The 24,234-nt window shown below is 60.4% G+C and carries 26 protein-coding genes and 2 pseudogenes; 9 read left to right on the forward strand and 19 right to left on the reverse strand.

Annotated features, from left to right (window positions below):
- Window positions 1–59 precede the first annotated feature (59 nt).
- The 4 genes from CAF73_RS24590 to CAF73_RS24605 form a co-directional block, all read right to left on the reverse strand.
- A complete protein-coding gene (locus CAF73_RS24590) occupies window positions 60–1,223 on the reverse strand; it encodes an EAL domain-containing protein (protein ID WP_085700073.1) in 1,164 nt (387 codons plus the stop codon).
- A 123-nt stretch (window positions 1,224–1,346) separates the two neighbouring features.
- Window positions 1,347–1,685, reverse strand: coding sequence for a hypothetical protein (locus CAF73_RS24595; protein WP_064598290.1), 339 nt, complete (start codon window positions 1,683–1,685; stop codon window positions 1,347–1,349).
- Window positions 1,682–2,068, reverse strand: a complete 387-nt coding sequence (locus CAF73_RS24600) for a phage holin family protein (protein ID WP_085700075.1) — start codon at window positions 2,066–2,068, stop codon at window positions 1,682–1,684. The genes CAF73_RS24595 and CAF73_RS24600 overlap by 4 nt, the downstream gene beginning before the upstream one ends.
- 2 nt (window positions 2,069–2,070) lie before the next feature.
- A complete protein-coding gene (locus tag CAF73_RS24605) occupies window positions 2,071–2,385 on the reverse strand; it encodes a YqjD family protein (protein ID WP_085700077.1) in 315 nt (104 codons plus the stop codon).
- A gap of 318 nt (window positions 2,386–2,703) precedes the next feature.
- Between CAF73_RS24605 and CAF73_RS24610 the strand changes: the two genes are divergently transcribed.
- A complete protein-coding gene (locus CAF73_RS24610; protein WP_085700079.1) occupies window positions 2,704–3,912 on the forward strand; it encodes an ammonium transporter in 1,209 nt (402 codons plus the stop codon).
- On the opposite strand, the gene CAF73_RS24615 is transcribed toward CAF73_RS24610, so the two are convergent.
- The gene (locus tag CAF73_RS24615; RefSeq protein WP_085704436.1) at window positions 3,909–5,621 is read right to left on the reverse strand and encodes a monovalent cation:proton antiporter-2 (CPA2) family protein; all 1,713 of its coding nucleotides are present in this window, start codon (window positions 5,619–5,621) and stop codon (window positions 3,909–3,911) included. The two genes, CAF73_RS24610 and CAF73_RS24615, sit on opposite strands and share 4 nt — an antisense overlap.
- A 191-nt stretch (window positions 5,622–5,812) precedes the next feature.
- Between CAF73_RS24615 and CAF73_RS24620 the strand changes: the two genes are divergently transcribed.
- From CAF73_RS24620 to CAF73_RS24630, 3 genes are all read left to right on the forward strand, one after another.
- The gene (locus tag CAF73_RS24620; RefSeq protein ID WP_085700083.1) at window positions 5,813–6,049 is read left to right on the forward strand and encodes a glutaredoxin family protein; all 237 of its coding nucleotides are present in this window, start codon (window positions 5,813–5,815) and stop codon (window positions 6,047–6,049) included.
- A gap of 165 nt (window positions 6,050–6,214) precedes the next feature.
- On the forward strand, window positions 6,215–6,532 hold the full coding sequence (locus CAF73_RS24625; RefSeq protein ID WP_007955735.1) for a hypothetical protein: 318 nt from the start codon (window positions 6,215–6,217) through the stop codon (window positions 6,530–6,532).
- 69 nt (window positions 6,533–6,601) lie between these two features.
- Window positions 6,602–7,495 carry a pseudouridine synthase gene (locus CAF73_RS24630; RefSeq protein WP_085700085.1) on the forward strand — a complete coding sequence of 298 codons (894 nt, stop codon included), beginning with the start codon at window positions 6,602–6,604 and terminating at the stop codon, window positions 7,493–7,495.
- An 83-nt stretch (window positions 7,496–7,578) separates the two neighbouring features.
- Here the strand turns inward: CAF73_RS24630 and CAF73_RS24635 are convergent, their stop codons facing one another.
- Window positions 7,579–7,800, reverse strand: a complete 222-nt coding sequence (locus CAF73_RS24635) for a YgdI/YgdR family lipoprotein (RefSeq protein WP_039770418.1) — start codon at window positions 7,798–7,800, stop codon at window positions 7,579–7,581.
- A gap of 78 nt (window positions 7,801–7,878) precedes the next feature.
- Window positions 7,879–8,481 (reverse strand): molybdenum cofactor guanylyltransferase MobA, encoded by a 603-nt coding sequence (mobA, locus tag CAF73_RS24640; protein ID WP_085704438.1) that lies wholly within the window; start codon window positions 8,479–8,481, stop codon window positions 7,879–7,881.
- An 81-nt stretch (window positions 8,482–8,562) separates the two neighbouring features.
- Between mobA and moaB the strand changes: the two genes are divergently transcribed.
- Window positions 8,563–9,102 carry a molybdenum cofactor biosynthesis protein B gene (moaB, locus tag CAF73_RS24645; protein ID WP_007955742.1) on the forward strand — a complete coding sequence of 180 codons (540 nt, stop codon included), beginning with the start codon at window positions 8,563–8,565 and terminating at the stop codon, window positions 9,100–9,102.
- The gene (glp, locus tag CAF73_RS24650) at window positions 9,086–10,312 is read left to right on the forward strand and encodes a gephyrin-like molybdotransferase Glp (protein ID WP_085704440.1); all 1,227 of its coding nucleotides are present in this window, start codon (window positions 9,086–9,088) and stop codon (window positions 10,310–10,312) included. The genes moaB and glp overlap by 17 nt, the downstream gene beginning before the upstream one ends.
- Window positions 10,313–10,368: 56 nt before the next feature.
- Here glp and CAF73_RS30285 read toward each other — a convergent pair whose 3' ends face one another.
- Entirely contained in the window at window positions 10,369–10,677 is a 309-nt protein-coding gene (locus CAF73_RS30285; protein ID WP_170929763.1) for a hypothetical protein, read from the reverse strand.
- Between the two features lie 314 nt (window positions 10,678–10,991).
- Between CAF73_RS30285 and yegS the strand changes: the two genes are divergently transcribed.
- Window positions 10,992–11,909 (forward strand): lipid kinase YegS, encoded by a 918-nt coding sequence (gene yegS, locus CAF73_RS24660; protein ID WP_085700093.1) that lies wholly within the window; start codon window positions 10,992–10,994, stop codon window positions 11,907–11,909.
- On the opposite strand, the gene CAF73_RS24665 is transcribed toward yegS, so the two are convergent.
- The 3 genes from CAF73_RS24665 to CAF73_RS24675 form a co-directional block, all read right to left on the reverse strand.
- Entirely contained in the window at window positions 11,893–12,552 is a 660-nt protein-coding gene (locus CAF73_RS24665; RefSeq protein ID WP_085683400.1) for a response regulator transcription factor, read from the reverse strand. The two genes, yegS and CAF73_RS24665, sit on opposite strands and share 17 nt — an antisense overlap.
- Complete coding sequence (locus CAF73_RS24670) at window positions 12,549–13,442, reverse strand: sensor histidine kinase (RefSeq protein ID WP_085683399.1); 894 nt, start codon at window positions 13,440–13,442, stop codon at window positions 12,549–12,551. Before CAF73_RS24670 ends, CAF73_RS24665 begins: the two co-directional genes overlap by 4 nt.
- Window positions 13,443–13,926: 484 nt before the next feature.
- Complete coding sequence (locus tag CAF73_RS24675) at window positions 13,927–14,397, reverse strand: hypothetical protein (RefSeq protein ID WP_085704442.1); 471 nt, start codon at window positions 14,395–14,397, stop codon at window positions 13,927–13,929.
- A gap of 452 nt (window positions 14,398–14,849) precedes the next feature.
- Here CAF73_RS24675 and CAF73_RS24680 point away from each other — a divergent pair, with 452 nt between their 5' ends.
- Both CAF73_RS24680 and CAF73_RS24685 read left to right on the forward strand, forming a co-directional pair.
- The gene (locus CAF73_RS24680) at window positions 14,850–15,785 is read left to right on the forward strand and encodes a chemotaxis protein CheV (protein WP_003226705.1); all 936 of its coding nucleotides are present in this window, start codon (window positions 14,850–14,852) and stop codon (window positions 15,783–15,785) included.
- A gap of 90 nt (window positions 15,786–15,875) precedes the next feature.
- Window positions 15,876–16,682: an MOSC domain-containing protein gene (locus CAF73_RS24685; protein ID WP_085704444.1), complete on the forward strand. Its 807-nt coding sequence runs from the start codon at window positions 15,876–15,878 to the stop codon at window positions 16,680–16,682.
- 69 nt (window positions 16,683–16,751) lie between these two features.
- Here the strand turns inward: CAF73_RS24685 and CAF73_RS24690 are convergent, their stop codons facing one another.
- The 8 genes and pseudogenes from CAF73_RS24690 to CAF73_RS24720 all read right to left on the reverse strand — a co-directional run bounded on the left by CAF73_RS24690 (window position 16,752) and on the right by CAF73_RS24720 (window position 24,230).
- Window positions 16,752–17,036: a pyrimidine/purine nucleoside phosphorylase gene (locus tag CAF73_RS24690; protein WP_085700101.1), complete on the reverse strand. Its 285-nt coding sequence runs from the start codon at window positions 17,034–17,036 to the stop codon at window positions 16,752–16,754.
- Between the two features lie 82 nt (window positions 17,037–17,118).
- Complete coding sequence (locus tag CAF73_RS24695; protein WP_085704446.1) at window positions 17,119–17,661, reverse strand: exonuclease domain-containing protein; 543 nt, start codon at window positions 17,659–17,661, stop codon at window positions 17,119–17,121.
- A gap of 69 nt (window positions 17,662–17,730) precedes the next feature.
- Window positions 17,731–18,081: pseudogene (locus CAF73_RS30845) on the reverse strand (acetyl-CoA carboxylase biotin carboxyl carrier protein subunit); the annotation flags it as partial.
- 135 nt (window positions 18,082–18,216) lie between these two features.
- Window positions 18,217–19,692, reverse strand: a pseudogene (locus CAF73_RS24700) (acetyl/propionyl/methylcrotonyl-CoA carboxylase subunit alpha); the annotation flags it as partial.
- A gap of 67 nt (window positions 19,693–19,759) precedes the next feature.
- A complete protein-coding gene (locus CAF73_RS24705; protein ID WP_085704450.1) occupies window positions 19,760–20,557 on the reverse strand; it encodes an enoyl-CoA hydratase/isomerase family protein in 798 nt (265 codons plus the stop codon).
- Window positions 20,554–21,711 (reverse strand): citronellyl-CoA dehydrogenase, encoded by a 1,158-nt coding sequence (atuD, locus tag CAF73_RS24710; RefSeq protein WP_085700109.1) that lies wholly within the window; start codon window positions 21,709–21,711, stop codon window positions 20,554–20,556. The genes CAF73_RS24705 and atuD overlap by 4 nt, the downstream gene beginning before the upstream one ends.
- 29 nt (window positions 21,712–21,740) lie before the next feature.
- The gene (atuC, locus tag CAF73_RS24715; RefSeq protein ID WP_085704452.1) at window positions 21,741–23,357 is read right to left on the reverse strand and encodes a geranyl-CoA carboxylase subunit beta; all 1,617 of its coding nucleotides are present in this window, start codon (window positions 23,355–23,357) and stop codon (window positions 21,741–21,743) included.
- 3 nt (window positions 23,358–23,360) lie between these two features.
- A complete protein-coding gene (locus CAF73_RS24720) occupies window positions 23,361–24,230 on the reverse strand; it encodes an SDR family oxidoreductase (RefSeq protein WP_085704454.1) in 870 nt (289 codons plus the stop codon).
- Between the last annotated feature and the right edge of the window lie 4 nt (window positions 24,231–24,234).

A 24,234-nucleotide genomic window follows, 5' to 3' on the forward strand; every position in this document is an offset into this window, starting at 1 on the left:
TCTCCGTCTGGTGACTGATTCCCTAGCTTCCCGGTTCAGGCTGGCATCTGCAAGCGCAACTACAATCCTGCCGCATCGATGTCGATCAGCAGCAGGCGCTCGCCGTTATCGAAAAACTGTCCGGCGGTCAGGCAATACTGGTTGCTGGTGGCGTCGCGATAGGTGTTGGAAAGCGTCAGGCGCCGTTCTTCCCAGCCTTCGGCCAGCAGGTGATAGAAGTACGGGCGCCACGACCAGTTGTGGCCCAGGTAGCGATTGTCGGCGACCCAGCCGCTTTGTCGCCATTCCAGGTTTGGCGTCAGCTGGGTGCCGTGACGGTCGCATTGGTAAAAGCGCAGCAGCCACGGGAAGGCGTCGAGCTGTGGCAGGGCGCTGAGCGGGGCGCGGGCCTGGGCCCAGGTTTGCAGGATGGTCATGAGTTCGCCGAGCTGCTGGCGCATGAACATCCATCTGCTGCGTTCGGCCAGCTTCTGGCGCACGTAGGACTGGCGCAGCTCGGCAAAGCGCTCAACGAAGTCATCCGTGCCGAAAAGTGCCTCATGCGCCCGGGCGAACAGAAAACCTTGCACGTAGCGCGATCCGCACTCCAGCGCGAAATTCAGCTGCGCCGTGGTTTCCACGCCTTCGGCAATGATCCAGCAGCCGGTTTTTTCGGCCATTTGCGCGAGGGCTTTGACCACGTCACTGCTCGGGCCGCCAAGTGCGGCGGCCTGGAACAGGCGCATGTCGAGTTTGAGAATGTCCGGTTGCAGCGCCAGCACGCGATCAAGCTGCGAATAGCCGGCGCCGAAATCGTCGATGGCAATCCGGGCACCGGCATCGCGATAGCGGGCCACGACTTCGCTCAGGCGCTGGCTGTTGCCGCCAAGTTCAGTAATCTCGAAAACAATCCGCTGTGGATCGATACCGTGCCGTGCAAGCTGTTTCAGGCTCGGCAAGGCCTGGTCGGCACGCAAGCGACTGATCCAGCGCGGTGACATGTTCAGGCTGAGAAACCAGTCCGGCGGCGCTTCGTGCAGTCGGCTCAACGCGTTATCCCGGATCTGCCGGTCCAGTCGGCGCAGCGCGACGGCCGGGGTGCGCGGGTCGGCGAACAGCGGTCCGACCGATACCAGTTGGCCATCGGCCTGGCGCAGACGACCCAGTGCCTCGACACCTGCAATGCGTCCGGTGGCGGTATCGATGAAAGGTTGAAAGCAGGCGAGCGGTTGCCCGTCGATCACGGGGCCTCCTTGTCGTTCTTGTTCTGGTCGAATTCTGCCGGCCGGATAGGCGAGCGGGATTGAATCTCCGGATAAGAGATTCAATCCCGCTGATGTTGCAAGAATGCAGCCAGATGCGAAGGGTCAGCGTTTGCTCGAACTCTGCATGACCAGCTTGATCAGTGGAGCGAGGCTGGTGCCCAGGCGGATCAGTCGGGTCAAGCCGCCGACACCACCGCTTTTGGCTCCTTTTCCCGTGATGAAGCCCAGCAGCGTCACGGCCGCCACGCCCCATAACGGCGCGTGCTTGATGCCGAAACCGCCCTGCAGGTTTTGCGTCATGCCACGCATGCGTTGCAGTGGTTGCAGGACCTGGCCGGTTTCGTGGCGGATTTCCTGACGATGCATTTCCATGCGCAAACGGATCAGTGCCTTGCGCATTTCCCGGCGTGAGCTGTTGTGCGGAAGTTCAGGCAGGCTCATGGCAACAGGCGCTCCCGGTCGTTGGCCAATTCTTCCAGCGTGCCGTGGAAGGGCGAGGATTCATCGAAGATCGCGGCCTTGAGACGCAGCGCGCAAAAGATTGCTGCCAGGGTATAGAACACACACAGACCAATGATTGCAGCCAGGCGATAGGTGTCCCAGAACACAATCAGGACAAGCGTCGACAGGCCAACCAGCAACAGCAGCGCAAACACCAGCGCGAGGCCGGCGAACAGCAACAGGCTGACGGTACGTGACTTCTGCTCCTGCAATTCGATACCGAACAATTCGACGTGGCTGTGCAGCAGACCGAGAACGGCGGCGCCCAGACGTCGTGTGGAGGAGGCGGTGCCCGTGTTCGGGCCGGATTCACCGATCGACATGATCAGCGCCGCGTGGCCAGCAGGCCGATCAGAAACCCTACGCCGGCGGCGATGCCCACCGATTGCCAAGGGTTGGCGGACACATATTCCTCGGTGGCGTTGACCGCAGCCTGACCGCGCTCGCGCAGAGTCTCTTCAGTCAACTTCAGGGTTTCCCGTGCGCGCAGCAGGCTCTCGTGGATTTGCTCGCGCAACTCGTCAGCCTGATCACCGGCCAGCGTGGCGGTGTGTTCCAGCAACCGTTCAGTGTCGCTGACCAGCGTCTGGAAGTCGTTCATCAGGATTTCTTGAGCAGTCTTTGCCTTGATGCTGGCCATGGGGGATCTCCGTAAGTGGCGTTTTGAAGCAGCGTTCTGAAGCGTTCGAGTATGAGCCAAGTGTGAAGGTTCAGTGCAAATGGCTGGTACAACTTTTGCTGTGTCGTGGTGCGTCGATCGGTAGCAGTGCGCTGTTGCCGGGCGCGAACCCGGGCAAAGCATGGCCCGGACGATGAGGGTTCATGTCAGCCCATCGACCTAGTGCGCCAAAGCGGTTCACCGAACGACCGGATCAGTAACTGCGCAGCCGCAACTTGGTGCATGAAATGTGCGCATGAACCGCTTTGGTGCCTTTTTCAGCTTCGGGTCTGCCTCCTCATGGAAAATCTGCAAAGCGCTGTGGACACACTGGTTCACAGTTCCAACACGTTGTTCATTCTGATCGGTGCGGTCATGGTGCTGGCCATGCATGCCGGATTCGCGTTTCTGGAGGTCGGAACGGTTCGCCAGAAAAACCAGGTCAACGCTCTGTCGAAGATTCTCAGCGACTTCGCGGTGTCGACGCTCGCCTATTTCTTTATAGGCTATTGGCTTTCGTACGGGGTGACCTTCCTGCAACCGGCGGCGGTGCTCAGTGCCGATCATGGTTATGGACTGGTGAAGTTTTTCTTCCTGCTGACCTTTGCAGCGGCGATCCCGGCGATTATCTCCGGCGGCATCGCCGAACGGGCGCGGTTTGTGCCACAACTGTGCGCCACGGCACTGATCGTAGCGTTCATCTACCCGTTTTTCGAAGGCATGATCTGGAACGGCAACTACGGCCTGCAAGCCTGGCTGACTGCGCAGTTCGGTGCAGCCTTCCATGACTTTGCAGGTTCTGTGGTGGTGCATGCCATGGGCGGTTGGCTGGCGCTGGCGGCGGTGTTGCTGCTCGGGCCGCGCAACGGGCGCTATCGTGACGGCAAGCTGGTGGCGTTCGCGCCTTCGAGCATTCCGTTTCTGGCATTGGGTTCGTGGATTCTGATCGTCGGCTGGTTTGGCTTCAACGTAATGAGCGCGCAAACCCTGCAGGGAGTCAGCGGACTGGTGGCGGTCAACTCGCTGATGGCGATGGTCGGCGGCACGGTGGCGGCGTTGATCGTCGGGCGCAACGACCCGGGCTTTCTGCACAACGGTCCGTTGGCCGGGCTGGTGGCAGTGTGCGCCGGTTCCGACCTGATGCACCCGGTCGGCGCGCTGGTGACCGGCGCGATTGCCGGTGCCCTTTTTGTCTGGTGTTTCACGGCGGCGCAAGTCAAATGGCGGATCGATGACGTGCTGGGTGTCTGGCCGTTGCATGGTCTGTGTGGCGTGTGGGGCGGCATTGCCTGCGGGATCTTCGGCTCGACCGCGCTGGGCGGACTCGGCGGCGTAAGCCTCATCAGCCAGTTGATCGGCACCGCCCTTGGTGTGGCGGTGGCGCTGATCGGCGGGTTTGTCGTCTACGGTTCGATCAAGGCACTGCATGGTTTGCGCCTGAGCCAGGAACAGGAGTACTACGGCGCCGACCTGTCGCTGCACAAGATCGGCGCGGTGAGCCAGGACTAGGTTTCCTCATCGTCGGCTCCGGGGTAAAAACCGTGAAGCAGGCGATAACGATCGATGCGCACCTGATCGACTTTCTCCTGAACCCGATGCGCAGGAAACCCCAGCAGGATCAGCGCATGGGAACCGAGCATCAGGCTCGACTCCAGCAGCTCCGGCACCACTTCACTGGCGCCGGCCGCTTTCAGCTCGGCCGACTGGCTGTCATCCCGGGTGCGTACCAGAATCGGTACTGTCGGGTTGAGGCGCCGGGCCTCCTTGAGAACCCGCAAGGCAACGTCAGCTTGATCCACGGCAATGACCAGCAACCTGGCGCGCAGCAAGCCGACGGCGGTCAACAGATCGCCGCGGGTTGAATCGCCGTAGTGGACGTCGCGTTCGACGGTGGCGGCTTCCTGTATTCGCACCGGATCGTTATCCAGTGCGACGTAGGTTTGCCCGGCATTGCGCATGAAGCGCCCGATCGACTGACCGACACGGCCGTAGCCGCAGATCACCACATGCCCGTCGAACCCGGCATTGAGGGCGCTGATTTCCTCGATCTGCGCTTCCTGATTGGGTTTGCGGTGCAGGGTGGCGGCGATGCGCGGTGCGGCGCGTAACAGCAAAGGCGTCAGCAGCATCGAGCAGAAGGTGGCGGCGAGCAGCAGGGCGCCGAGCTCGGCGGGGAGCAGCCGGTTCTGCTGCATCTGCGCCATCAGGGCGAAGCAGAATTCTCCGCCCTGGGCGAGAGCAAGACCGCTGCGCCAGGCCGTTTCACTGTCGCTGCCGCGCCATTTCACCAGCAGCGTCACCACCAGGCCTTTGATCACCAGTAAACCCAGGGTCATGCCGATAATCTGCAGGCTGTGACTGGCGAACAGTTGCAGGTCGATCAGCATGCCGATACTGACGAAAAACAGCCCCAGCAGAATGTCGCGAAACGGCCGGATATCGGCCTCGATCTGATGCCGGTAATGGCTTTCGCCCAGCAGCATGCCCGCGAGGAACGCGCCGAGGGCCGGAGACAGGCCCAGCAAGTGGGTCAGCCAGGCCGTCAGCAGCACAATGACCAGTGCCAGCAACACGAACAGTTCCGCCGAGCGGGACGCCGCGACTTCCTGGAACAGGCGTGGCAGCAGCCAGCGACTGGTCAGCAACAAACCGAAGAACAGCAATACGGTCTTCGACAAGGTCAGGGGCAGCGCCCAGTACCAGGCCTGATCACTGCTGCCGGCGAACACCGGCACCAGCGTCAGCAGCAACACTGCCACCACGTCCTGGAACAACAGCACGCCCACCGCGTTCTGGCCATGGCTGCTGAAAATTTCGCCGAGACTGCCCAGCTCCTTGGTCACAATCGCCGTGGATGACAACGACAGGCCGGCGCCCAGCAGCAAGGCCGGTGTGGCAGGCATGCCCAGCAGCATCAGCACGCTTCCCAGCAGCACCGTGGTGATCACCACCTGCTGGCTGCCCAGTCGGAAAACTACCTTGCGCAGGGCAATCATTTTCGACAGGGAGAATTCCAGCCCCAGGGAAAACAACAGAAACACCACACCCAGTTCGGCAAGATCCGGCAAATGTTCGCTTTCATTGATCCAGTCGAACGCGTTCGGCCCGACCATCAACCCTACGCACAGATAGCCCAGCACAGGTGGCAGGCGCAGGCGACGGAACAGGGCAATCATCACCAGGGACGACGCCAGAATGATCAGCAGATTGGCAAACACAAGACACTCCGGGACAGATCAGGCTCTTCAAGCGTAGAGGTAAAAAACACCGGAGCATCGCGCAAGCGGCGATTTTGTGGGCTGATTTACGTCAGGGTTTTGCCAAGGCCGGTTTTCGCACCGGATGGGTGGGTCGACGGGCCTTGTGAGCGGGCCTAGAATGATCACTCGATTTTTGGGGTTGAACGCACATGCTTCCTGAATGCCAGTTGTTCGGCACCCTGGGGTGCCATTTGTGTGAAGTCGCAGAGGCCGAACTGATGCCTTTTGTCGAGCATGGTCTGCTGGTGGAACTGGTGGACATTGCTGACAACGAATCGTGGTTCGAGGCTTACAGCCTGCGCATCCCTGTCCTGCGCAGGGTTGATACCGGCGCGGAACTGGGGTGGCCGTTCAGCGCCGATCAGGTGGTGGCATTCCTGCGTTAAGGTTTTTTCCTCTTCTGCGTTGATGGCATTCGTCACCTTCGCTCAATCACGGCTTGGCACCTTTCGGGTTATTCGGTTACTGTATGCGCATACAGTAATTGGATTGGCCTGCCATGCCGTTTTCAGGCATTGCTCAGGCCAAACCGGATGTCAGAGGGAGCAACCGTGGTCAATGTCGAACAGTTGAAAAGCAGCGTGAACGGGATGTCGGTTGACGTGGTGCGCGAGGCCGTCCACGAATTGCGCCTGGACGGTCTGGTCACGGAAGGCAAGACTCCCTTCAACAAGCTTCATTTCAATACGTGCTTTGCCGAGATCGAGGCATTGTTCCAGCGTGCCGGCTATCACAAGCAGCTGGATGTGGTTGGGTATCAGGGTTTGTTGTACGCCTTGTACGATCCGGGTCGTTGGGATGCCGTGGATGTGTTGCGCTGGCTCAAGGAATTTACCGAGGCGGCGGCGCTCAAATCGATCCCCGCCTGATTCCGCGCTAGGTCTGCTGCGTCCGGTGTTGGATAATGCCGCTCTGCTTTGAGGGTTCGAGTTTTCCGTATGTCCAGCACACCCACGTTTTCCGCCGCACAGAATCAGGCCAGCACGCTGTATCTGCCCCCCGGTAGTTGGCGGACAGTGCTCGACTGTCTGTGTGAGCATTTCAGTGCCATAGGGCGCGATCAATGGCTGGATCGAATCGCCCGGGGCCGGGTGCTCGATGGTCAGGGGCAGCCGATCCCGCTGGATTTGCCCTACAAGGAAGGGCTGCGCATTCACTATTTTCGTGAAGTGCCGGATGAAAAGCCGATCCCGGTGGTCGAGACGATTCTGTACGCGGACGAGCATCTGGTGGTGGCCGACAAGCCGCATTTCCTTCCGGTGACCCCGGCGGGCGAGTACGTCGAACAGACCCTGCTTCGCCGATTGATCCGGCGCCTGGACAATCCTCATCTGGTACCGCTGCACCGGATTGACCGGCACACGGCCGGGCTGGTGATTTTCTCTGCCAATCCACAGACGCGGTCGGCGTATCAGTCGCTGTTCCCGACGCGGCAAATCGAAAAACGCTATGAAGCCATTGCTGCCGCGCTGCCCGGGCTGGAATTTCCGTTGGTGCACAAGAGCCGCATGATTGACGGTGAACCGTTTTTCCGCATGCAGGAAGGACCAGGTGTGAGTAACACCGAAACGGCGGTGGAGGTTCGTGAAAAGAACGGCGAACTATGGCGGTACGGACTGTATCCGGTGACCGGCAAGAAGCATCAGTTGCGGGTACACATGACGTCGCTGGGGGCGAGCATCTGCAATGATCCGTTTTACCCCGAAGTGCTCAAAGACGTTGAGGATGATTATGCCAATCCGCTCAAGCTGCTGGCGCAGGGGTTGCGGTTCATCGATCCGGTCACAGGGCAGGTGCGCGAGTTTGAAAGCCGGATCACACTGGACTGGTGATCCCGGGTATCGACCCTTATCTGTCAGACACGAAAAAGCCCGCATGTTGCGGGCTTTTCTGTATCCGCTGTCGAACTGAAAGCTTACAGCTCTTTGACAGTGCGGACCTGGTCCTTGTTGATGCGAGTGTGCTTGCCGTCCAGTTGCTCGAACTCGTAGAAGCCCGAATCTTCATCATACTTAGGGGCGTCGACAGCCTGGATTTCGCGACCGTCATTCAAGGTGATCACTGTTGGCGAAGCGCAACCGGCGAGGGTGGCGAGGCCCAGTGCGAGCATGAAAGTGGCGAGGGTCCGTTGAGTCATGAGTGTGTCTCCGTAGGGAAATTCTTTTGGTTACTGAGCTTGAGACGTATACAAGGCGTGCAAGTTCCTTGAATGCTGTCAGTCTGACACAGTGTTGTGCGAACTCAACAGTTCAGGGGTGTTGAGATTGGCCAGGCGTGGATCGTTGTCAGGGCAAACCAGGGCCTGGGCATCAAGTGTGCGCATCACCCGGCCGGGGCTGCGTTCTCCTGCGTTCCAGGCGTTTTCGAAAGCGGGCAGGAGCGCCACCGGGATCACGCAAAGCAGCGGTTCCCAGTGATCGTCATGTCGCAACATTAAAGGTTTTTCAGAATTCAGACTGGCCGCCTCGCGCATGCTGTGCAGCAGCGCAAGATCGATTCGCGGAACATCGCAGGGCAGTACCAGCAGGTGAGTATGGCGCGCGGCTTTCAAGCCGGCGCGAATGCCAGCCAGGGGACCAGGAAAGTCTTCCTCGTCATCGCTCACCAATTGGTCAGCGAATGGCGCATAGCGTTCATGATTGCGGTTGCAGGAAATGATCAGATCATCTGTCAGCGGGCGAACCTTGCGCTGCAGATGTGCGATCAGCGGTTCACCGTGCCATTCCACAAGTCCCTTGTCCTGGCCGCCCATTCGCTGACCGCGCCCACCTGCCAGCAACAGGATGGAACAAGGTGACAATGGCGTGTTCGAGGTCATGGCAGCTCTCTGCAGGGGCGGCGAAAAAAGGGGGCGCTGTGATATAACACCGGGCTGTTTCTCCTACAACTGGACGAGCCTATGAAAGCCAAGGCTGATGTACCTTTCGTACCGCTCAATATCGCGGTACTGACGGTCAGCGACACCCGAACTCTGGAAACCGATACTTCCGGTCAGGTTTTTGTCGACCGTCTGACGGCCGCAGGCCACCATCTGGCGCAGCGGGTGCTGCTCAAAGATGACCTCTACAAGATCCGTGCGCAAGTCGCCCACTGGATTGCCGAAGACGTCGTGCAAGTAGTGCTGATTACCGGCGGAACCGGTTTTACCGGCCGTGACAGCACCCCCGAAGCGGTAGCTTGCCTGCTGGACAAGCAGGTCGATGGTTTTGGTGAGCTGTTTCGTCAGATCTCGGTGGCGGATATCGGCACCTCCACCGTGCAATCCCGGGCTTTGGCGGGACTGGCCAATGGCACGCTGGTGTGCTGCCTGCCTGGCTCGACCAACGCAGTGCGCACCGGTTGGGATGGCATCCTCGCCGAGCAACTGGACTCACGCCACCGCCCATGCAATTTCGTCACTCATTTGAAACAGGCGGCGCCTTGTGAATCCCGTGGGTAAGCCGGGCAAGACCGGCAGCCTGATGCCGGTTGAAGAGGCATTCGCGCGGTTGCTGGAAATGGCCGAGAGCTCGCGGATTGTCGAATACGAGTTTTTGCCACTGGCTCAGGTTCAGGGGCGGGTGCTGGCGCAGGATCTGATTTCGACACTGGATCTGCCGCCGTGGCCGAACAGCGCCATGGACGGTTATGCCTTGAATCTGGCTGACTGGACCGGCGAGCCGTTGCCGGTCAGTCAGAAGATTTTCGCCGGACAGGCGCCAGAGCCTTTGAAACCGGGCACTTGCGCCCGAATCTTTACCGGCGCGCCGGTGCCTGCCGGTGCGGACTGTGTCGAGATGCAGGAAAACACCGAGATTCATGCCGATGAACGCGTGAGTTTTACCGAGGCGATGGTGGCCGGGCAGAACATTCGTCCACAAGGCCAGGAAACGACGGTCGGTGAGTTGGTATTGCCCGCCGGAACCCGGCTCGGTCCGATCGAGCAGGGGTTGGCTGCATCGCTGGGTTGTTCAGGACTTGAGGTAGTCCGCCGGGTTCGTGTGGCGGTACTGTCCACGGGTGATGAGTTGGTCGAGCCGGGCACGGCATTGGGGCCGGGGCAGATCTACAACAGTAACCGGGTGTTGTTGTGCAGCTGGTTGCAGCGCTTGGGATGTGAAGTGGTGGATGCCGGTATTCTGCCTGATGACCTGCCTACCACCCGCGCGCGACTTGGAGCGCTTCAGGATGTAGATCTGATTCTTTCAACCGGGGGTGTATCTGTCGGGGAAGCTGATTTCCTTGGAATCGCCTTGAGGGAAGAGGGCGAGCTGACGCTCTGGAAGCTGGCAATCAAACCTGGCAAACCGCTGACGGTCGGGCATTTTCGTGGTGTCCCTGTGGTTGGATTGCCGGGAAATCCTGCTTCGACACTGGTGACTTTTGCCTTGTTGACCCGACCTTATCTGTTGCGTCGCCAGGGCGTGCAGGATGTCGAACCACTGAAGTTTTCAGTGACCGCAGGCTTTGCCTGGCCTCAGGCCGGTAATCGCCGTGAATTTCTGCGCGGACGTCTGGAGCAGGGGCAAGCGATTATCTACCGTAACCAGAGCTCGGGCGTCCTGCGCAGCGCTGCCTGGGCCGAGGGGTTGGTGGAAGTGCAGGAAGGGCGAGTCCTGGCCAAGGGAGACCAGGTGCCGTTCATTCCACTCAGCGAACTTCTTGGTTGATTGCAGGCATATGAAAGGCAGGCACTGTCGCTTAACGGTGCCTGCCTTTCAACTGATCAACGGCTGAGCAGTGTAAGCAGTTGATCGAACCGGCTGTTGGCAATCCAGCCCAACAGTCCGAGCACCATCGCTGTCGCGCCTGCCGAGTAGGCCAGGCGATGTTTGATGGCTTTGACGTCTCCCCTGACTTCGTCCATATCGCGTCGAATGTACTTCAGGTGAGTTTCCAGCTCGGTGACACGCGGCTCCATATCGCTTTCTCCAGCATTTCTGGCGCTGCATTTGAATTCGTCTTTGAGACTGGCGCGACTTTCGGAGAGAGAGGCAACCGGACTCACGGATAGTCTTGCTTCATGGCTTTGCATGGAAATGTCCACCTGTGGCCATTGAGGGCTGTTGGCAAATGCCGGAATGCAAGAAATCGAAAATCCTGAAACTGTATCCACTCATTACATGCACATCCTTGTGTAATTGAATTGAAGATCTCTAACGCCGACACACGTTGTACCAATGACCTGGCCGGGTCAATTGAGCCGATTCCTTACGTTCTGTACGAAAAATTACCGATATGTAGGGCGGGCAGGACGAGCGTCAGGAATTAATTGGAAGGTGTGCGACTTTTTTACCCGCGTTGAGGGTCAAGATGTCCGGTACTGATTCAATTCCGGGAGTGACCGTAATGAGTGAACGCAAGGCATTGTTGATTCTGCATGGCAAGCAGGCACTCAACGAGGCGGTTCGTGCCGCTGTCGAGAACAAGCGTAAACAGGGCTGGGAACTGGCCGTGCGCCTGACCTGGGAGGCCGGCGATGCCCAGCGTCTGGTGGAAGAGGCGTTGGCGGCGGGATACCGTCAGATCATCGCCGGTGGTGGAGATGGCACCCTGCGTGATATCGCCGAAGCGCTGGCGGCGCAGCCAGGCAAGGCCAGTCTGGTGCTGTTGCCGCTGGGAACCGCCAATGATTTTTCCCGTGCGGCCGCTATTCCCCTGGAACCGGCCGAAGCGCTCGAATTGCTTGAGGCGCACGCCCATGACATCGATCTGGGTGAAGTCGGCGGGCAGATATTCCTGAACATGGCCACCGGCGGGTTCGGCAGTCAGGTGACGGCCAACACGTCGGAAGATCTGAAAAAAGTGCTGGGCGGCGCGGCTTACCTGTTTACCGGTTTATCGCGGTTCAGTGAACTGCATGCCGCCTACGGCGAGTTGCAGGGACCGGATTTTCATTGGCGTGGCGAGCTGCTGGCGCTGGGGATCGGCAATGGTCGCCAGGCCGGTGGCGGGCATGTGTTGTGCCCGGAAGCGCTGGTGGATGACGGTCTTCTGGATATCAGCATTCTGCCGGCGCCGCAGGAATTGGTCGGTACGCTGAAAAATCTGCTCAGCGACGGGTTCGGCATCGACAACATGTTCGTGCGCACCCGTTTGCCGTGGGTTGAAATCAAGGTTGCCGAAGGGCTTTGCATCAATCTCGACGGTGAGCCACTGGAGGGCGACAGTCTGCGGTTTGCGGCGCGCCCCGCAGCCTTGCGTGTGCATTTGCCCAAGGACTCGCCGCTGTTGAGCACAACGACCCGGCTCAGTCGTCCAGACTGATGATCTGTTCCCGCACGGCAAACAGCACCAGGCCCGCCACATCGTAGATCTGCAGGCGTTTCATGATCTGCGAGCGGTGAGTTTCGACCGTCTTGATGCTCAAGCCCAGACCATTGGCGATTTCCCGTGTGGACTTGCCGCGTACGATCAGACGCAGGATTTCCAGTTGGCGTGCTGTCAGGTTGTGCGACTCGGTGACTTCCGGTTGCTGCTTGAGGTTGCGTGTCAGCGCCTGATTGATCACGGTGTGGGCGATGGCTGGGCTCAAGTAGCGCTCGTTGTTGCGCAGTGCTTCCAGTGCATGTTCGAGCTCGGTGGCCGTGGTGTCCTTGAGCAGGTAGCCGTGAGCGCCGGACTCCAGCGCCTGCATGATCAGCGCGGGGTCGGTGTGCATCGAGAGAATCAGCACTTTGGCGTGCGGGCGTACGCGTCTGAGCCGCTGGAGGGCTTCCAGTCCGCCGGTTTCCTTCATGGAAATGTCCAGCAATACGATATCGGGAGACAGCTGCTCGACCATCTCGAGCAGCTGCGAGCCGTCATTGGCCTCGCCGATCACCGCATAACCGGGAATATCCAGCACCAGGGCGCGTACGCCGGCCCTGATCAGCGAGTGGTCATCCACTAGAAGTAAGTTACAAGTCAACGCATAACCTTATTCGTACTGGCCCGCTCGAGTGCACGGGGCGCCCAGGGGAATAGTGCTTCGATTTGAGTACCTTTGCCCGGCTCGCTGGTCACGCTCAGTGTGCCGCCCAGTTGTTCGATCCGTTCGGCCATTCCGGCCATGCCCCGTTGTCCTTCGCGCCCCGGATTCGCTGCCGGGGAAAAGCCCAGGCCATCATCGCTGATCAGCAAGGTCAGGCCCTGCGGCAGGCGTTGTACGCGGATCAACAGGTTTTTGGCCTGTGCATGGCGAAGGATGTTGGTGACCGCTTCCTGAGTGATGCGAAAGGCAGCGACCGCCATTTCTTCGGGGATTCCATTCAGGCGCTGCTGGCAATCAAGACTCCAGTGCACCGAAGTATTGGCCAATACCTTGAGCAAATGCGCCCGCAGGCTTGCTTCCAGGCCAAGGCTGGTCAACTGCCGCGGATTGAGAATGGCCGAGACGTCGCGAACCTTGTTGAGGGTTTCTTCCAGGGTCTCGCAAAGGACCGAGCAGTGTTCCTGCATATCTGCGGGCAGGCGGCGCTTGAGCCATTCGCTTTGCAGCTTGGCGGCGGTCAGCAGCTGGCCGATATCGTCATGCAGTTCACGACTCAGGCGATGGCGCTCGTTTTCCTGGACTTCCAGCAAACGGTCGGCCAGTTCCTGAGGCTGGAACTTGATGGATTTGCGCGACAGACGATGTTGGGTCCAGACACAGCCGGCAGCCGCCACGTTGATCAGCAGCAGGCCGAGCGGCAACGGCGCAGAGAAGCCATAGCACAACAGGCTGCCCAAGGCCGAAGCCGTGCACAACAGGAGTGTGAACCTGCGGGCATTTTCTCGGGAGGGAGGCCATGTGGTGATTGACTTGAGGCTGGCGTACATAGCGGATGGAGCCAATGGATGTTCGCTGCGGGCAGACCGGTCAGAAGGGCTGGCGGTCTCTGTCTGGAAAACTGTCATTCAGGTTGTTGATTTCAAAGACGGTTCAGTGATCGATAATTGAGCGCCAACTTTGCTGGAGACCGATCATTGAAGTCACATTGCCATTAACTGAAACAACTAACGGGCGGCATAATACCACTTAACATACCGTTGGTCGCGTTTGCCCTATATGTCCAAAGAGTCAGGAAACAGGCCATGTTGGACGACGGTTCCATTATGGAAAAGTTGAAGTACCTGACTCGATAATTAGCGATGCAGCCGCAAGTTTTCTTTTACACAGGAAAACCCTGACATCCGTAGAGGATAGTCCGCATTCATCGCTCGTAATTATTTATTGGAAGAGGTCGCGGGCAGGTATGAACTATTCAATTGCGACATACGACTGCGAGAACTGACGGGCCTGAACAGCCCATGGTGTATCTCGTTACGCCTGGTGCTCCGACCAGGTGACGAGGGACATCGGCTTGCCATTGAGCGGCAATTGGAAGTGAGCCTGTCCGACCTGACAGGCAAAGGCTTCTATGAGCGATGCCTGTTCGCTTTCATCCAGTCCAAGCTGGCCGGTGCGTGGGTCAACCAGTTCCAGTTGCCAGGCCATCAGGGTGAAGCACTCTTTCAGTGCTTCCAGGGCCTGCGCATGCAAATCCACGTGATCCTGTACCTGGGTGAGCAAGCCATGCAGGTGCAGGGAAAATCCGGACACCGCCTCCAGTGACAGGGCATCGGCCTTGTTCGCAAGCTTCAGGAGGGTGCTGAGCATGCAGTCGATGGCGTCCTTGTCATTGCTGATCAACTGCAGGTGGCTGAGGCATTCTTCAGACTTGGCCAGGAGCGTTTCGGCCTCGACAAGGAATTCGGGGAACCGCTGCGCCCAATCACTACGGTCGTTCGGCATGCTTATCTCCACCACGTCATGTCTGATGAGGGAATGCCGTGTGTGTCGACGATCATGAACCGTCGCGAGACCGCGCCCCGGTGTGCATCCGCACGGACCTGGGGTTTCAAGAGGATGTGTTTCCACTGAACTGCGATCGCACACAATAGCCTGACTCCGTTCATGCAATGAGAATGGCGTCACATTAATGGCTATTGGATATCGCGAACATCAGGTTGGGCCTGATTGTTACTAGGGGATTCCCTTAGGCACGGGAACCTGTCGCGCAAACCGAGGTCGCGCCGAAGAGAATGTAGCAGATGATTTCACCGGGCCAGTAAAGCATGATGTTAATGTGACATCAATGCCCGCTCGTGGCATTTTGTTGGTGATTTGTGACGGGATCAAGATCCGCCAGATTCAGCCGATAACCCCCAATAGTGAATTCATCAGAACAAGCCCAGGAGTCATTGATGGCCGGCATTCTCGACACGGTAGACCAACGCACGCAACTGGTGGGTGAGAATCGCCTGGAAATTCTCATGTTTCGACTGGCCGGACGCCAATTGTTCGCGATCAACGTGTTCAAGGTTCAGGAGGTTCTGCAACTGCCGAAGCTGACCCTGATGCCCCAGCGTCACCCGTTTGTCTGCGGTGTGGTCAACCTGCGTGGCCAGACGCTGCCAGTGATTGACCTGTCCCAGGCGATCGGCATGCGCCCGCTGGTGCCGGGCCCGAACAGCACGATCATCGTCACCGAATACAACCGTTCGGTGCAGGCGTTCCTCGTCGGTGGTGTGGATCGCATCGTCAACATGAACTGGGAAGCCATCCTGCCGCCGCCGACCAGTGCCGGTCGACAGCATTACCTGACCGCCATCAGCAAGGTCGACGACCAATTGGTGGAAATCATCGACGTCGAGAAGGTCCTCGCCGAAATCGTGCCGTACAACGCCAAGGTTTCTCGCGACAAACTGGACGATCCGGTGCTGGAACGCGCCCGTGGCCGCGAAGTGTTGCTGGTGGACGACTCCAACGTGGCGCTCTCGCAATTGCGCGACACCCTCGGCCAGTTGGGCGTGAAGATGCACATCGCCAGCGACGGCCTTAAAGCCTTGAACATGCTCAAGGCCTGGGCGGACACCGGGGTGAACATGACCGACAAACTGCTGATGGTGTTCACCGATGCCGAAATGCCGGAGATGGACGGCTATCGCCTGACCACCGAAATCCGCAACGACCCGCGCCTGCGTGGCCTGTATGTGGTGCTGCACACTTCGCTGTCCGGCAGTTTCAACGATTCGATGGTGAAGAAGGTCGGTTGCGACAATTTCCTCTCCAAGTTCCAGCCGGACAAACTGGTCGACGTGGTGCGCCAGCGTCTGATGCTCGACGAAGTACCGGCCTGATCAACCTTTCGAGGCTGACCCCGCGTCAGCCTTTGATTCGCTGACAAAGCTCGTATAGGGTGGCGTTTTTGACCCACCAGGGAGCTGGCCATGCTGCGTCTGAGCGCGCTTTATCGTTACCCGTTGAAATCCGCAAAGGGCGAGGTCCTGCAAAGGATCGGCCTGGACAAACTGGGGCTTGAGGGCGACCGACGCTGGATGCTGGTGGACGAGGCCAGCGGGCGGTTCCTGACCCAGCGTGCCGAAGCGAAAATGAGCCAGCTGTCGGCGCTATGGAATGCCACTGGCGGCCTGACGCTCAGCGCGGCGGGGCATTCGGCAATCGATGTCGCCTTGCCCGGCGGTGACGACGACCTGCGTGGCGTAACCATCTGGCGCGATACCTTGCGCGTACCGGATGCCGGCGAGGAAGCGGCCCGCTGGGTCAGCGAATTCATCGGCAAGCCGACGCGTCTGGTGCAAGTGCCGCTGGAGCGCGCCCGTACGACGCAGGCCGGCTATGGCAAGGACGACGATCAAGTGGCATTCGCCGACGGCTTTCCGCTGCTGCTGATTGGCGAGGCCTCGCTGCAACACTTGTCGCAGGAAGTCGGGCGACCTTTGGAAATGCTGCGGTTCCGGCCGAATCTGGTGATCGAAGGCAGTGACGCCTACGCCGAGGACGGCTGGAAGCGGATTCGTATCGGTGAGGTCGAGTTCCGCGTGGTCAAGTCCTGCTCGCGATGCATTCTCACCACCATCGATCCGCAGACCGGTGAGCGCAGCGCAGACCGCGAACCACTGGCGACCCTGCAGAAGACCCGTGCCCAGGCCGACGGCGCGATGTTCGGCCAGAACCTGGTCAACGACAGCAACGGCCGGCTTGAAGTCGGCATGCCGGTGGAAATCCTCGAATAACCCGCCGGAAACGAAAAATGCCCGTGTCCTTCGACACGGGCATTTTCATGAGCGCAGGAAACCGGTGTTTCAGCCGCGGTATTCGCACAGGTAAGCGGTGTCGACGGCCACCTTCAGCTGGAACTTGCTGTTGGCTGGCACGTTGAACTGGCTGCCCGCGGCGAAGGTCTCCCAATCGGCGCTGTCCGGCAGCTTGACGGTCAGTGCGCCCGAGACAACGTGCATGATTTCACGCTGGCTGGTGCCAAATTCGTATTCGCCCGGGGCCATGACGCCGATGGTCGCAGGGCCTTCAGCAGTGCCGAAAGCGATCGACTTGACGGTGCCGTCGAAGTACTCGTTGACTTTAAACATGGGCGATTCCTCTCGAAAAGGGCTTAAAAGGGTCAAAAAGGGTCGGCCAGTATGCACAAGGCTTATGGCGCCGTCACCTGCGCTAGAGCGGCAGCACCAACGGCAATAAGCGGGCGGTATTGCGCGCATCTTCCAGCGCTCGATGCTGCTGACCGGTGAACTGCATGCCCGCCAGTTGCAACGCGCCATTGAGCCCCAGCGGCCGCTCGAGGCGTCGGGCCTTGGCGAAGCGCTGTTTGAGGTTCATGTGCGGCACCCGGCTCAGGGCACTGTCGAGTTGCAGCCGCTGCCATTCCTGAAGCAACTGCTTGCGGTCGTAATCGCCCCAACTGGCCCAGCCTTCAAGGCGCGTCCGATGCTGGCCAAGCCAACGCTCGAAGACCGGCCAGACGTCGCTCAACGGCTGCGCCGCATCGATGTTGGCCTGGGTGATGTGCGTGAGTTCGCGGCAAAACGGCGTCAACAAGGGGCGCCGCGTCGGTTTGACGAAGCGCTGAAAGTGATCCTGCTCGCGACCGGCGCGATCCACCAGGGTCGCGCCGATCTCGATGATCTCCATTTCCGTAACCGGCCAGCCACCCTCATCGGTGGTGGCTTCCAGATCTATGACCAGCCAATGGGGCATCGCAGGTTTCCTGATTTCCGCGTCCTGATTATTCAGAGCGTAGTCAAACCTTGCGGATGCGCGCGGCGACTACTCGACCTGCAACAGAACCTGACGATTTTTTACCTGATCGCCGACCTTGACCTGCACCCGCTTGAGCACGCCGTCGATGCCGGCCTTGAGCGGGTGCTCCATTTTCATCGCCTCCAGCACCACCAGCAGTTGGCCCTTGCTGACCGGGCTGCCTTCGCTGACGAGCACTTCGATGATGGCGCCATCCATCGGGGCTTTCAACGTGCCGGAACTGACGCTGGTCTGACTGTCGATCACCGCATGAGTTCGATCCACCAGATGCAGGCTGCCGGGGTGGGTGAACAGCCAGAGCTGCTCGTCGCGCAGGCGATAGGCATGGCGCTGGCGCAGGCCATCGATCTCCAGCGTCACGGCTCCGGCAGTGTGTTCGACGAGTCTGAGTTCGATGACACGTTCTGCGACCTGCACTTCAAACGCATTATTTGAACGGGTGCGAAGTTGCACGTTCCAGTCGCGGGCGTCGAGGCCGATGCGATAGAGCAACGGCGCACTGGCGTTGTTGCGCCATCCCGACAACGGGGCGCGGTGTTGCTGTGCGGCGCACAGGTAAAACAGCGCCGCCGCCAAGGCCAGCACTTCGGCACTGGGCAAACAGGCGCGTAGGCAGTCGTGGTCGGCAAAGTGCTGCGCAATGAACCCGGTGCCGAACTCCCCACTGATGAACTGCGGATGCTGCAACAGGCTGGCCAGCAGCCGCTGATTGCTCTGCACGCCCAGCAACACGCTGTCCTGAACTGCGCACAACAGTTTGCGCCGCGCCTCTTCACGGGTGGCGCCGTGGGCGATCAGTTTGCCGAGCATCGGGTCGTAGAACGGTGAGATCGACTGCCCTTCGATCAGGCCGTGATCGATCCGCGCACCGCGATCCAGCGCCGGCGCCCAGGCTTCGACACGCCCGGTCTGCGGCAGAAAACCCTGGGCCGGATCTTCGGCGTAGAGGCGCACTTCCATCGCGTGGCCATCGAGTTTCACCTGCGCCTGGGTCAGCGGCAGCGGCTGACCTTCGGCGACTGACAGTTGCCACGCCACCAGATCCAATCCGGTAATCAGTTCGGTCACCGGGTGCTCGACCTGCAGCCGGGTATTCATTTCCAGAAAGTAGAACTGGCCTCGGGCATCGAGCAGAAATTCCACGGTGCCAGCGCCCACATAGTTCACCGCACGCCCGGCCTTGAGCGCCGCTTCGCCCATCGCCTGACGCAGTTCTTCGGTCATCACCGGGCACGGCGCTTCTTCGATGACTTTCTGGTGGCGGCGCTGAATCGAGCAGTCGCGCTCGCCGAGGTAGATCAGATTGCCGTGGTGATCGCCGAACAGCTGCACTTCGACATGGCGCGGTTCGATCAGCGCCTGTTCGAGGATCAGTTCATCGCTGCCGAATCCGTTCAAGGCTTCCGAGCGTGCTGTGCGCAATTGCGCCGGCAGCTCTTCGGCGTTGTGCACCAGCCGCATGCCGCGTCCACCACCGCCGGCGCTGGCCTTGATCATCAGCGGGTAACCGATGCGCTCGGCTTCACGGGTCAGGGTCGCGTCGTCCTGATCCGCACCTTGATAGCCGGCGATGCACGGCACACCGGCCGCGAGCATGGCGATTTTCGACTGGCGTTTGCTGCCCATCAGTTCGATGGCTTCGACGCTGGGGCCGATGAAGGTCAGGCCGGCCTGTTCGCAGGCGCGGGCGAATTCGGCATTTTCCGAGAGGAAGCCGTAGCCCGGGTGTATGGCGTCGGCACCGCTGCGCCGGGCGGCGTCGAGGATCGCCGGGATATTCAGGTAGGACTGCAGCACCGGCGCCGGGCCGATGTTCACCGCTTGATCGGCCATCTGCACGTGCAGTGCATCGGCGTCGGCATCACTGAAAACGGCGACCGTGCGATAGCCAAGGGCCTGGGCGGTGCGCTGGATGCGGCAGGCGATTTCACCGCGGTTGGCGATCAGGATCTTGTGGAGGGCGGGCATGGTGGTTTTTCCTGAATGTTGGCGGTGTATGGAAGGGCCTCATCGCGGGGTTTGCCCGCGATGTTTTTTAAGGAGCCCACCTCGGTTTGCGCTTTTGCACAAACGCCATCGTGCCTTCGATCCCTTCGGCACCGGTCACCGCTTCGCTGAACCACTGCGCCGCTTCATCCAGCAGTTCACTTGGCGGCTGGCCGGCACTGGCCAGCACCAGTTTTTTCGTCACGGCATTCGCTTCGGGAGCGCAGCAGAGGACATGGTCGAGCACTTCATCCAGCCGCTCGGCGAGCGCCTGTGGATCCTGCTCGACAAAATGCACCAGCCCCAGGCGTCGTGCCTGGTGGCCGTCGAAGCGTGCGGCGGTCAGGGCCAGGCGGCGGGTTTCGGTCAGACCGATGCGCTGCACCACAAACGGCGCGATCTGCGCTGGCAGCAGACCAAGACTGGTTTCCGGCAAACCGAACTGCGCCTGATGATCGGTGATGGCGATATCGCTGACACAGGCCAGCCCGAAGCCGCCCCCCAGCACAGCGCCCTGCAACACGGTGATCAGCACTTGCGGCGCGTGCTGTGCTTCTTCCAGCAATGACCCGAAGGCTCGGTTCAACTCGCGATAGGCATCGCTGCCCTGGGCGCGGGCGTTGGCCATGTCCTTGATGTCGCCACCGGCGCAGAAATGCCCGCCGGCACCGCTGAGCACCAAGGCGCGCACGCTACGGTCATCGCGCACAGCGGCCAGAATTGCGCGTAGCTCGGCGACCATTTGCAGGCTCATGGCGTTGCGGCATTCCGGGCGATTGAGGGTGATGTGCAACACGCCGTTGTGCCGTTCCAGCAGCAGCGTCTGGCAATCGGGCAGGGCGCTCATTTCTTTTTCCCCGGCAGGATGCCCATCAGTTTGCAGATGATGCCCAGCATGATTTCGTCGGCGCCGCCGCCAATCGACACCAGTCGCACGTCGCGATAGGCACGGGCCACCGGGTTGTCCCACATGAAGCCCATGCCGCCCCAGTATTGCAGGCAACTGTCACTGACTTCGCGGCCGAGACGCCCGGCCTTGAGCTTGGCCATCGACGCCAGTCGGGTGACGTCCTGACCTTTCACGTATTGCTCGGTGGCCTGATAGACCAGCGCCCGCAGGCATTCGATTTCGGTCTGCAATTCGGCGAGGCGGAAGTGGATCACCTGGTTGTCGATCAGCGCGTTGCCGAAGGTCTTACGTTCCTTGCAGTACTCGATGGTGCTGTCGACGCAATATTCCAGGCCTTTGATCATGTTGGCCGCGCCGAACAGACGTTCCTCCTGGAACTGCAGCATCTGCATCATGAACCCGGCGCCTTCGTGGCCGATGCGATTGCGCTGGGGCACGCGCACGTTGTCGAAAAACACCTGGGCAGTTTCCGAGCTGCGCATGCCGAGCTTGTCGAGGTGTGAACTGAGGCTGATGCCCGGCGTGTTCATCGGCACCATGATCAGCGATTTGTTGACGTGCGGCTTGTCGTCCGAGGTGTTGGCCAGCAGGCAGATGAAGTCGGCGCTGGGCGAGTTGGTGATCCACATCTTGCTGCCGTTGATCACATAGTCGTCGCCGTCCTTGCGCGCGGTGGTCTTGAGCCCGGCGACATCGGAGCCGGCACCGACTTCCGAGACGCCGATGCAGCCGACCTGCTCGCCGGTGATCGCCGGGCGCAGAAACTCTTCGCGCAATTCATCGGAACCGAAGCGGGCGAGGGCGGGAGTGCACATGTCGGTCTGCACGCCGATCGACATTGGAATGCCGCCACAATGGATGGTGCCGAACTCTTCGGCGGCGACGATCGAATAGCTGTAATCCAGGCCCATGCCGCCGAACTTTTCCGGTTTGGAAATCCCCAGCAGACCGAGGTCGCCGGCCTTGCGGAAAATCTCGTGGATCGGAAAGCGCCCGGCCTTTTCCCATTCATCGACGTGCGGGTTGATCTCGTGCTCGACGAATTGGCGGACGGTGCGGCGCAGGGCTTCGTGTTCCGGGGTGAAGATCATTTTTATTGTTCTCCTTTAATCCGTGGCGATCAGAACCGGCTGACGCCGAAGCTGTTGGGTTGCAACGTGCGGATGTCGGCTTCGTGGCAGATGTCCAGCAGATAGCCGAGCAGGGTGCGGGTGTCACGCGGATCGATCAGCCCGTCGTCCCACAGGTTGGCGCTGCCGTAGAGAGCGGTGGACTGGTTGTCGAGTTTCTGCGCGGTGACCTGCTCCAGCATGTCGAGCATTTTCGGGTCGGGCACCAGGCCGTCCTTCAACTGCTTGGCTTCGGTGACGATGCGCAGCACCTTGCCGGCCTGAGCGCCGCCCATCACGGCGGTGCGGCTGTTGGGCCAGGCGAAGATGAAGCGCGGATCGAGCCCGCGTCCGCACATCGCGTAGTTGCCCGCGCCGTAGGAACCGCCGACCACGATCGTCAGTTTCGGCACCCGCGCATTGGCCACGGCCTGGATCAATTTCGAGCCATGCTTGATCACCCCGTGCTGTTCCGATTCGGTGCCGACCATGAACCCGGTGGTGTTGTGGAAAAACAGCAGCGGCGTCTGGCTCTGGTCGCACAGTTGAATGAACTGCGCCGCCTTGCTCGCGCCGTTGGGCGTGATCGGGCCGTTGTTGCCGATAAAACCGCAGGCGCGGCCCTGAATTTTCAGGTGGCCACAAACGGTCTGCTGGTCGAACTCACCCTTGAACTCCAGGAAGCGCGATTCATCGGCGATCCGCGCAATGATTTCGCGCACGTCGTAAGGTTTTTTCGGGTCGTCCGGGATCAGCCCGAGCAGTTCGTCGATGGGATACAGCGGCTCCTTGAATTGCGGTTCGGGCAGCCACGGTATTTGCTCGTTCCAGTTCAGCAGGCTGACGATTTCCCGCACCTGACGCACGCCATCGGCATCGTTTTCGGCCAGGTATTCGGCGGTGCCGGCGACTTGCGCGTGCATCTCGGCGCCACCCAGTTCTTCGTCGGTGGCGACTTCACCGGTCGCTGCTTTAAGCAACGGCGGGCCGGCAAGAAACAGCTTGGCCTTGCCGCGCACCACCACCACGTAATCCGACAACCCCGGCTGATAGGCGCCGCCAGCGGTGGCCGAACCGTGTACTACGGTGATCTGCGGCAAACCCATGGCCGACATCCGCGCCTGATTGGCAAAGCTGCGTGCGCCTTCGACGAAAATTTCCGCCGCGTAATTGAGGTTGGCGCCGCCGCTTTCGGCGAGGGTGATGACCGGCAGTTTGTTTTCCTGGGCGATCTGTTGCAGGCGCAGGGATTTCTTCAGGCCCGACGGGGAAATCGTCCCGCCCTTGATCGCGCTGTTGTTCGCCACGATCAAGGCGCGCACGCCGGACACGTAACCAATGCCGGCGATCAAGCCGCCACCGGCCGAGCTGCCGTCCTTGTCGTCGTGCAGTTTGTAGCCGGCCAGGCTCGCCAGTTCGAGGAATGGCGCGCCGGGGTCGAGCAACAGATTCAGGCGTTCGCGGGGCAGCAATTGTCCGCGTTTGTCGAATTTCGGTTTGGCTTCGGCGGCCTTGTTCAGCAGGTTCTGTTCGAGTTGCCGGACTTGCTCGATGGCGGCGAGCATCGCTGCGCGGTTGCGGGTAAAGGCTTCGCTGTGCGGGTCGAGCCGGGACTGGATCTGCGGCATGGCTTACTCCTTGTCCTTCAAAACGTCGGGCATGCAGGCCCGGTGAAAACCATTGAAGGATTCGCTGTGGGACGCCTTGTGCAACGGCCAGGCGCGACTGCCCAGGCTGGCCGCGCCATCGATGCGCAAGGTGCTGCCGCTGATGAACGCGGCTGCCGGGCTGAGCAGAAACACGATCGCTGCGCTGACCTCCGATTCGGTGCCGATGCGCTTGAGCGGCACGTGTTCGCGCAAGGTCGGGATCACCGCTTTGAACGCGCCTTCGTAAGTGTCCATGCCGCTGGAAGCGATCCAGCCCGGCGCCACCGCATTCACCCTAACACCGGCATAACCCCATTCGAAGGCGGCAGTCTTGGTGAAGTTGTCCATGCCCGAACGCGCAGCGCCCGAGTGGCCCATGCCGGGCATGCCGCCCCACATGTCGGCGAGCATGTTGACGATGCTGCCGCCGTGTTTGCTCATCGACTGGTTGAACACTTCCCGGGCCATCAGGAAACCGCCTACCAGATTGGTCCGCAGCACGGTTTCGAAACCCTTCTGATTGATCGAGGCCAGTGGCGACGGGTACTGGCCGCCGGCATTGTTGACCAGTCCGTGAATCGGCCCGTGCTCGCGGATCAGCTCGCTGACCAGCGCCTTCACCGCCTCTTCGTCACGGATATCGCAGACCTTCCAGTGGGCGCGCCCGCCATCCTCGGCAATTTCAGCGGCGACGGTTTGCAGCTTTTCCGGCTTGCGTCCGACCAGCACCACGTTGGCCCCGAGCGCCGCCAGTTCGTGGGCGGTACAACGCCCGATGCCACTGCCGCCCCCGGTGACGATGACGGTCTGGCCGCTGAACAGATCGGCCCTGAAAATCGATTCATACGCCATGGTG

The sequence above is a fragment of the Pseudomonas sp. B15(2017) genome, assembly GCF_002113215.1.
GTDB lineage: Bacteria > Pseudomonadota > Gammaproteobacteria > Pseudomonadales > Pseudomonadaceae > Aquipseudomonas.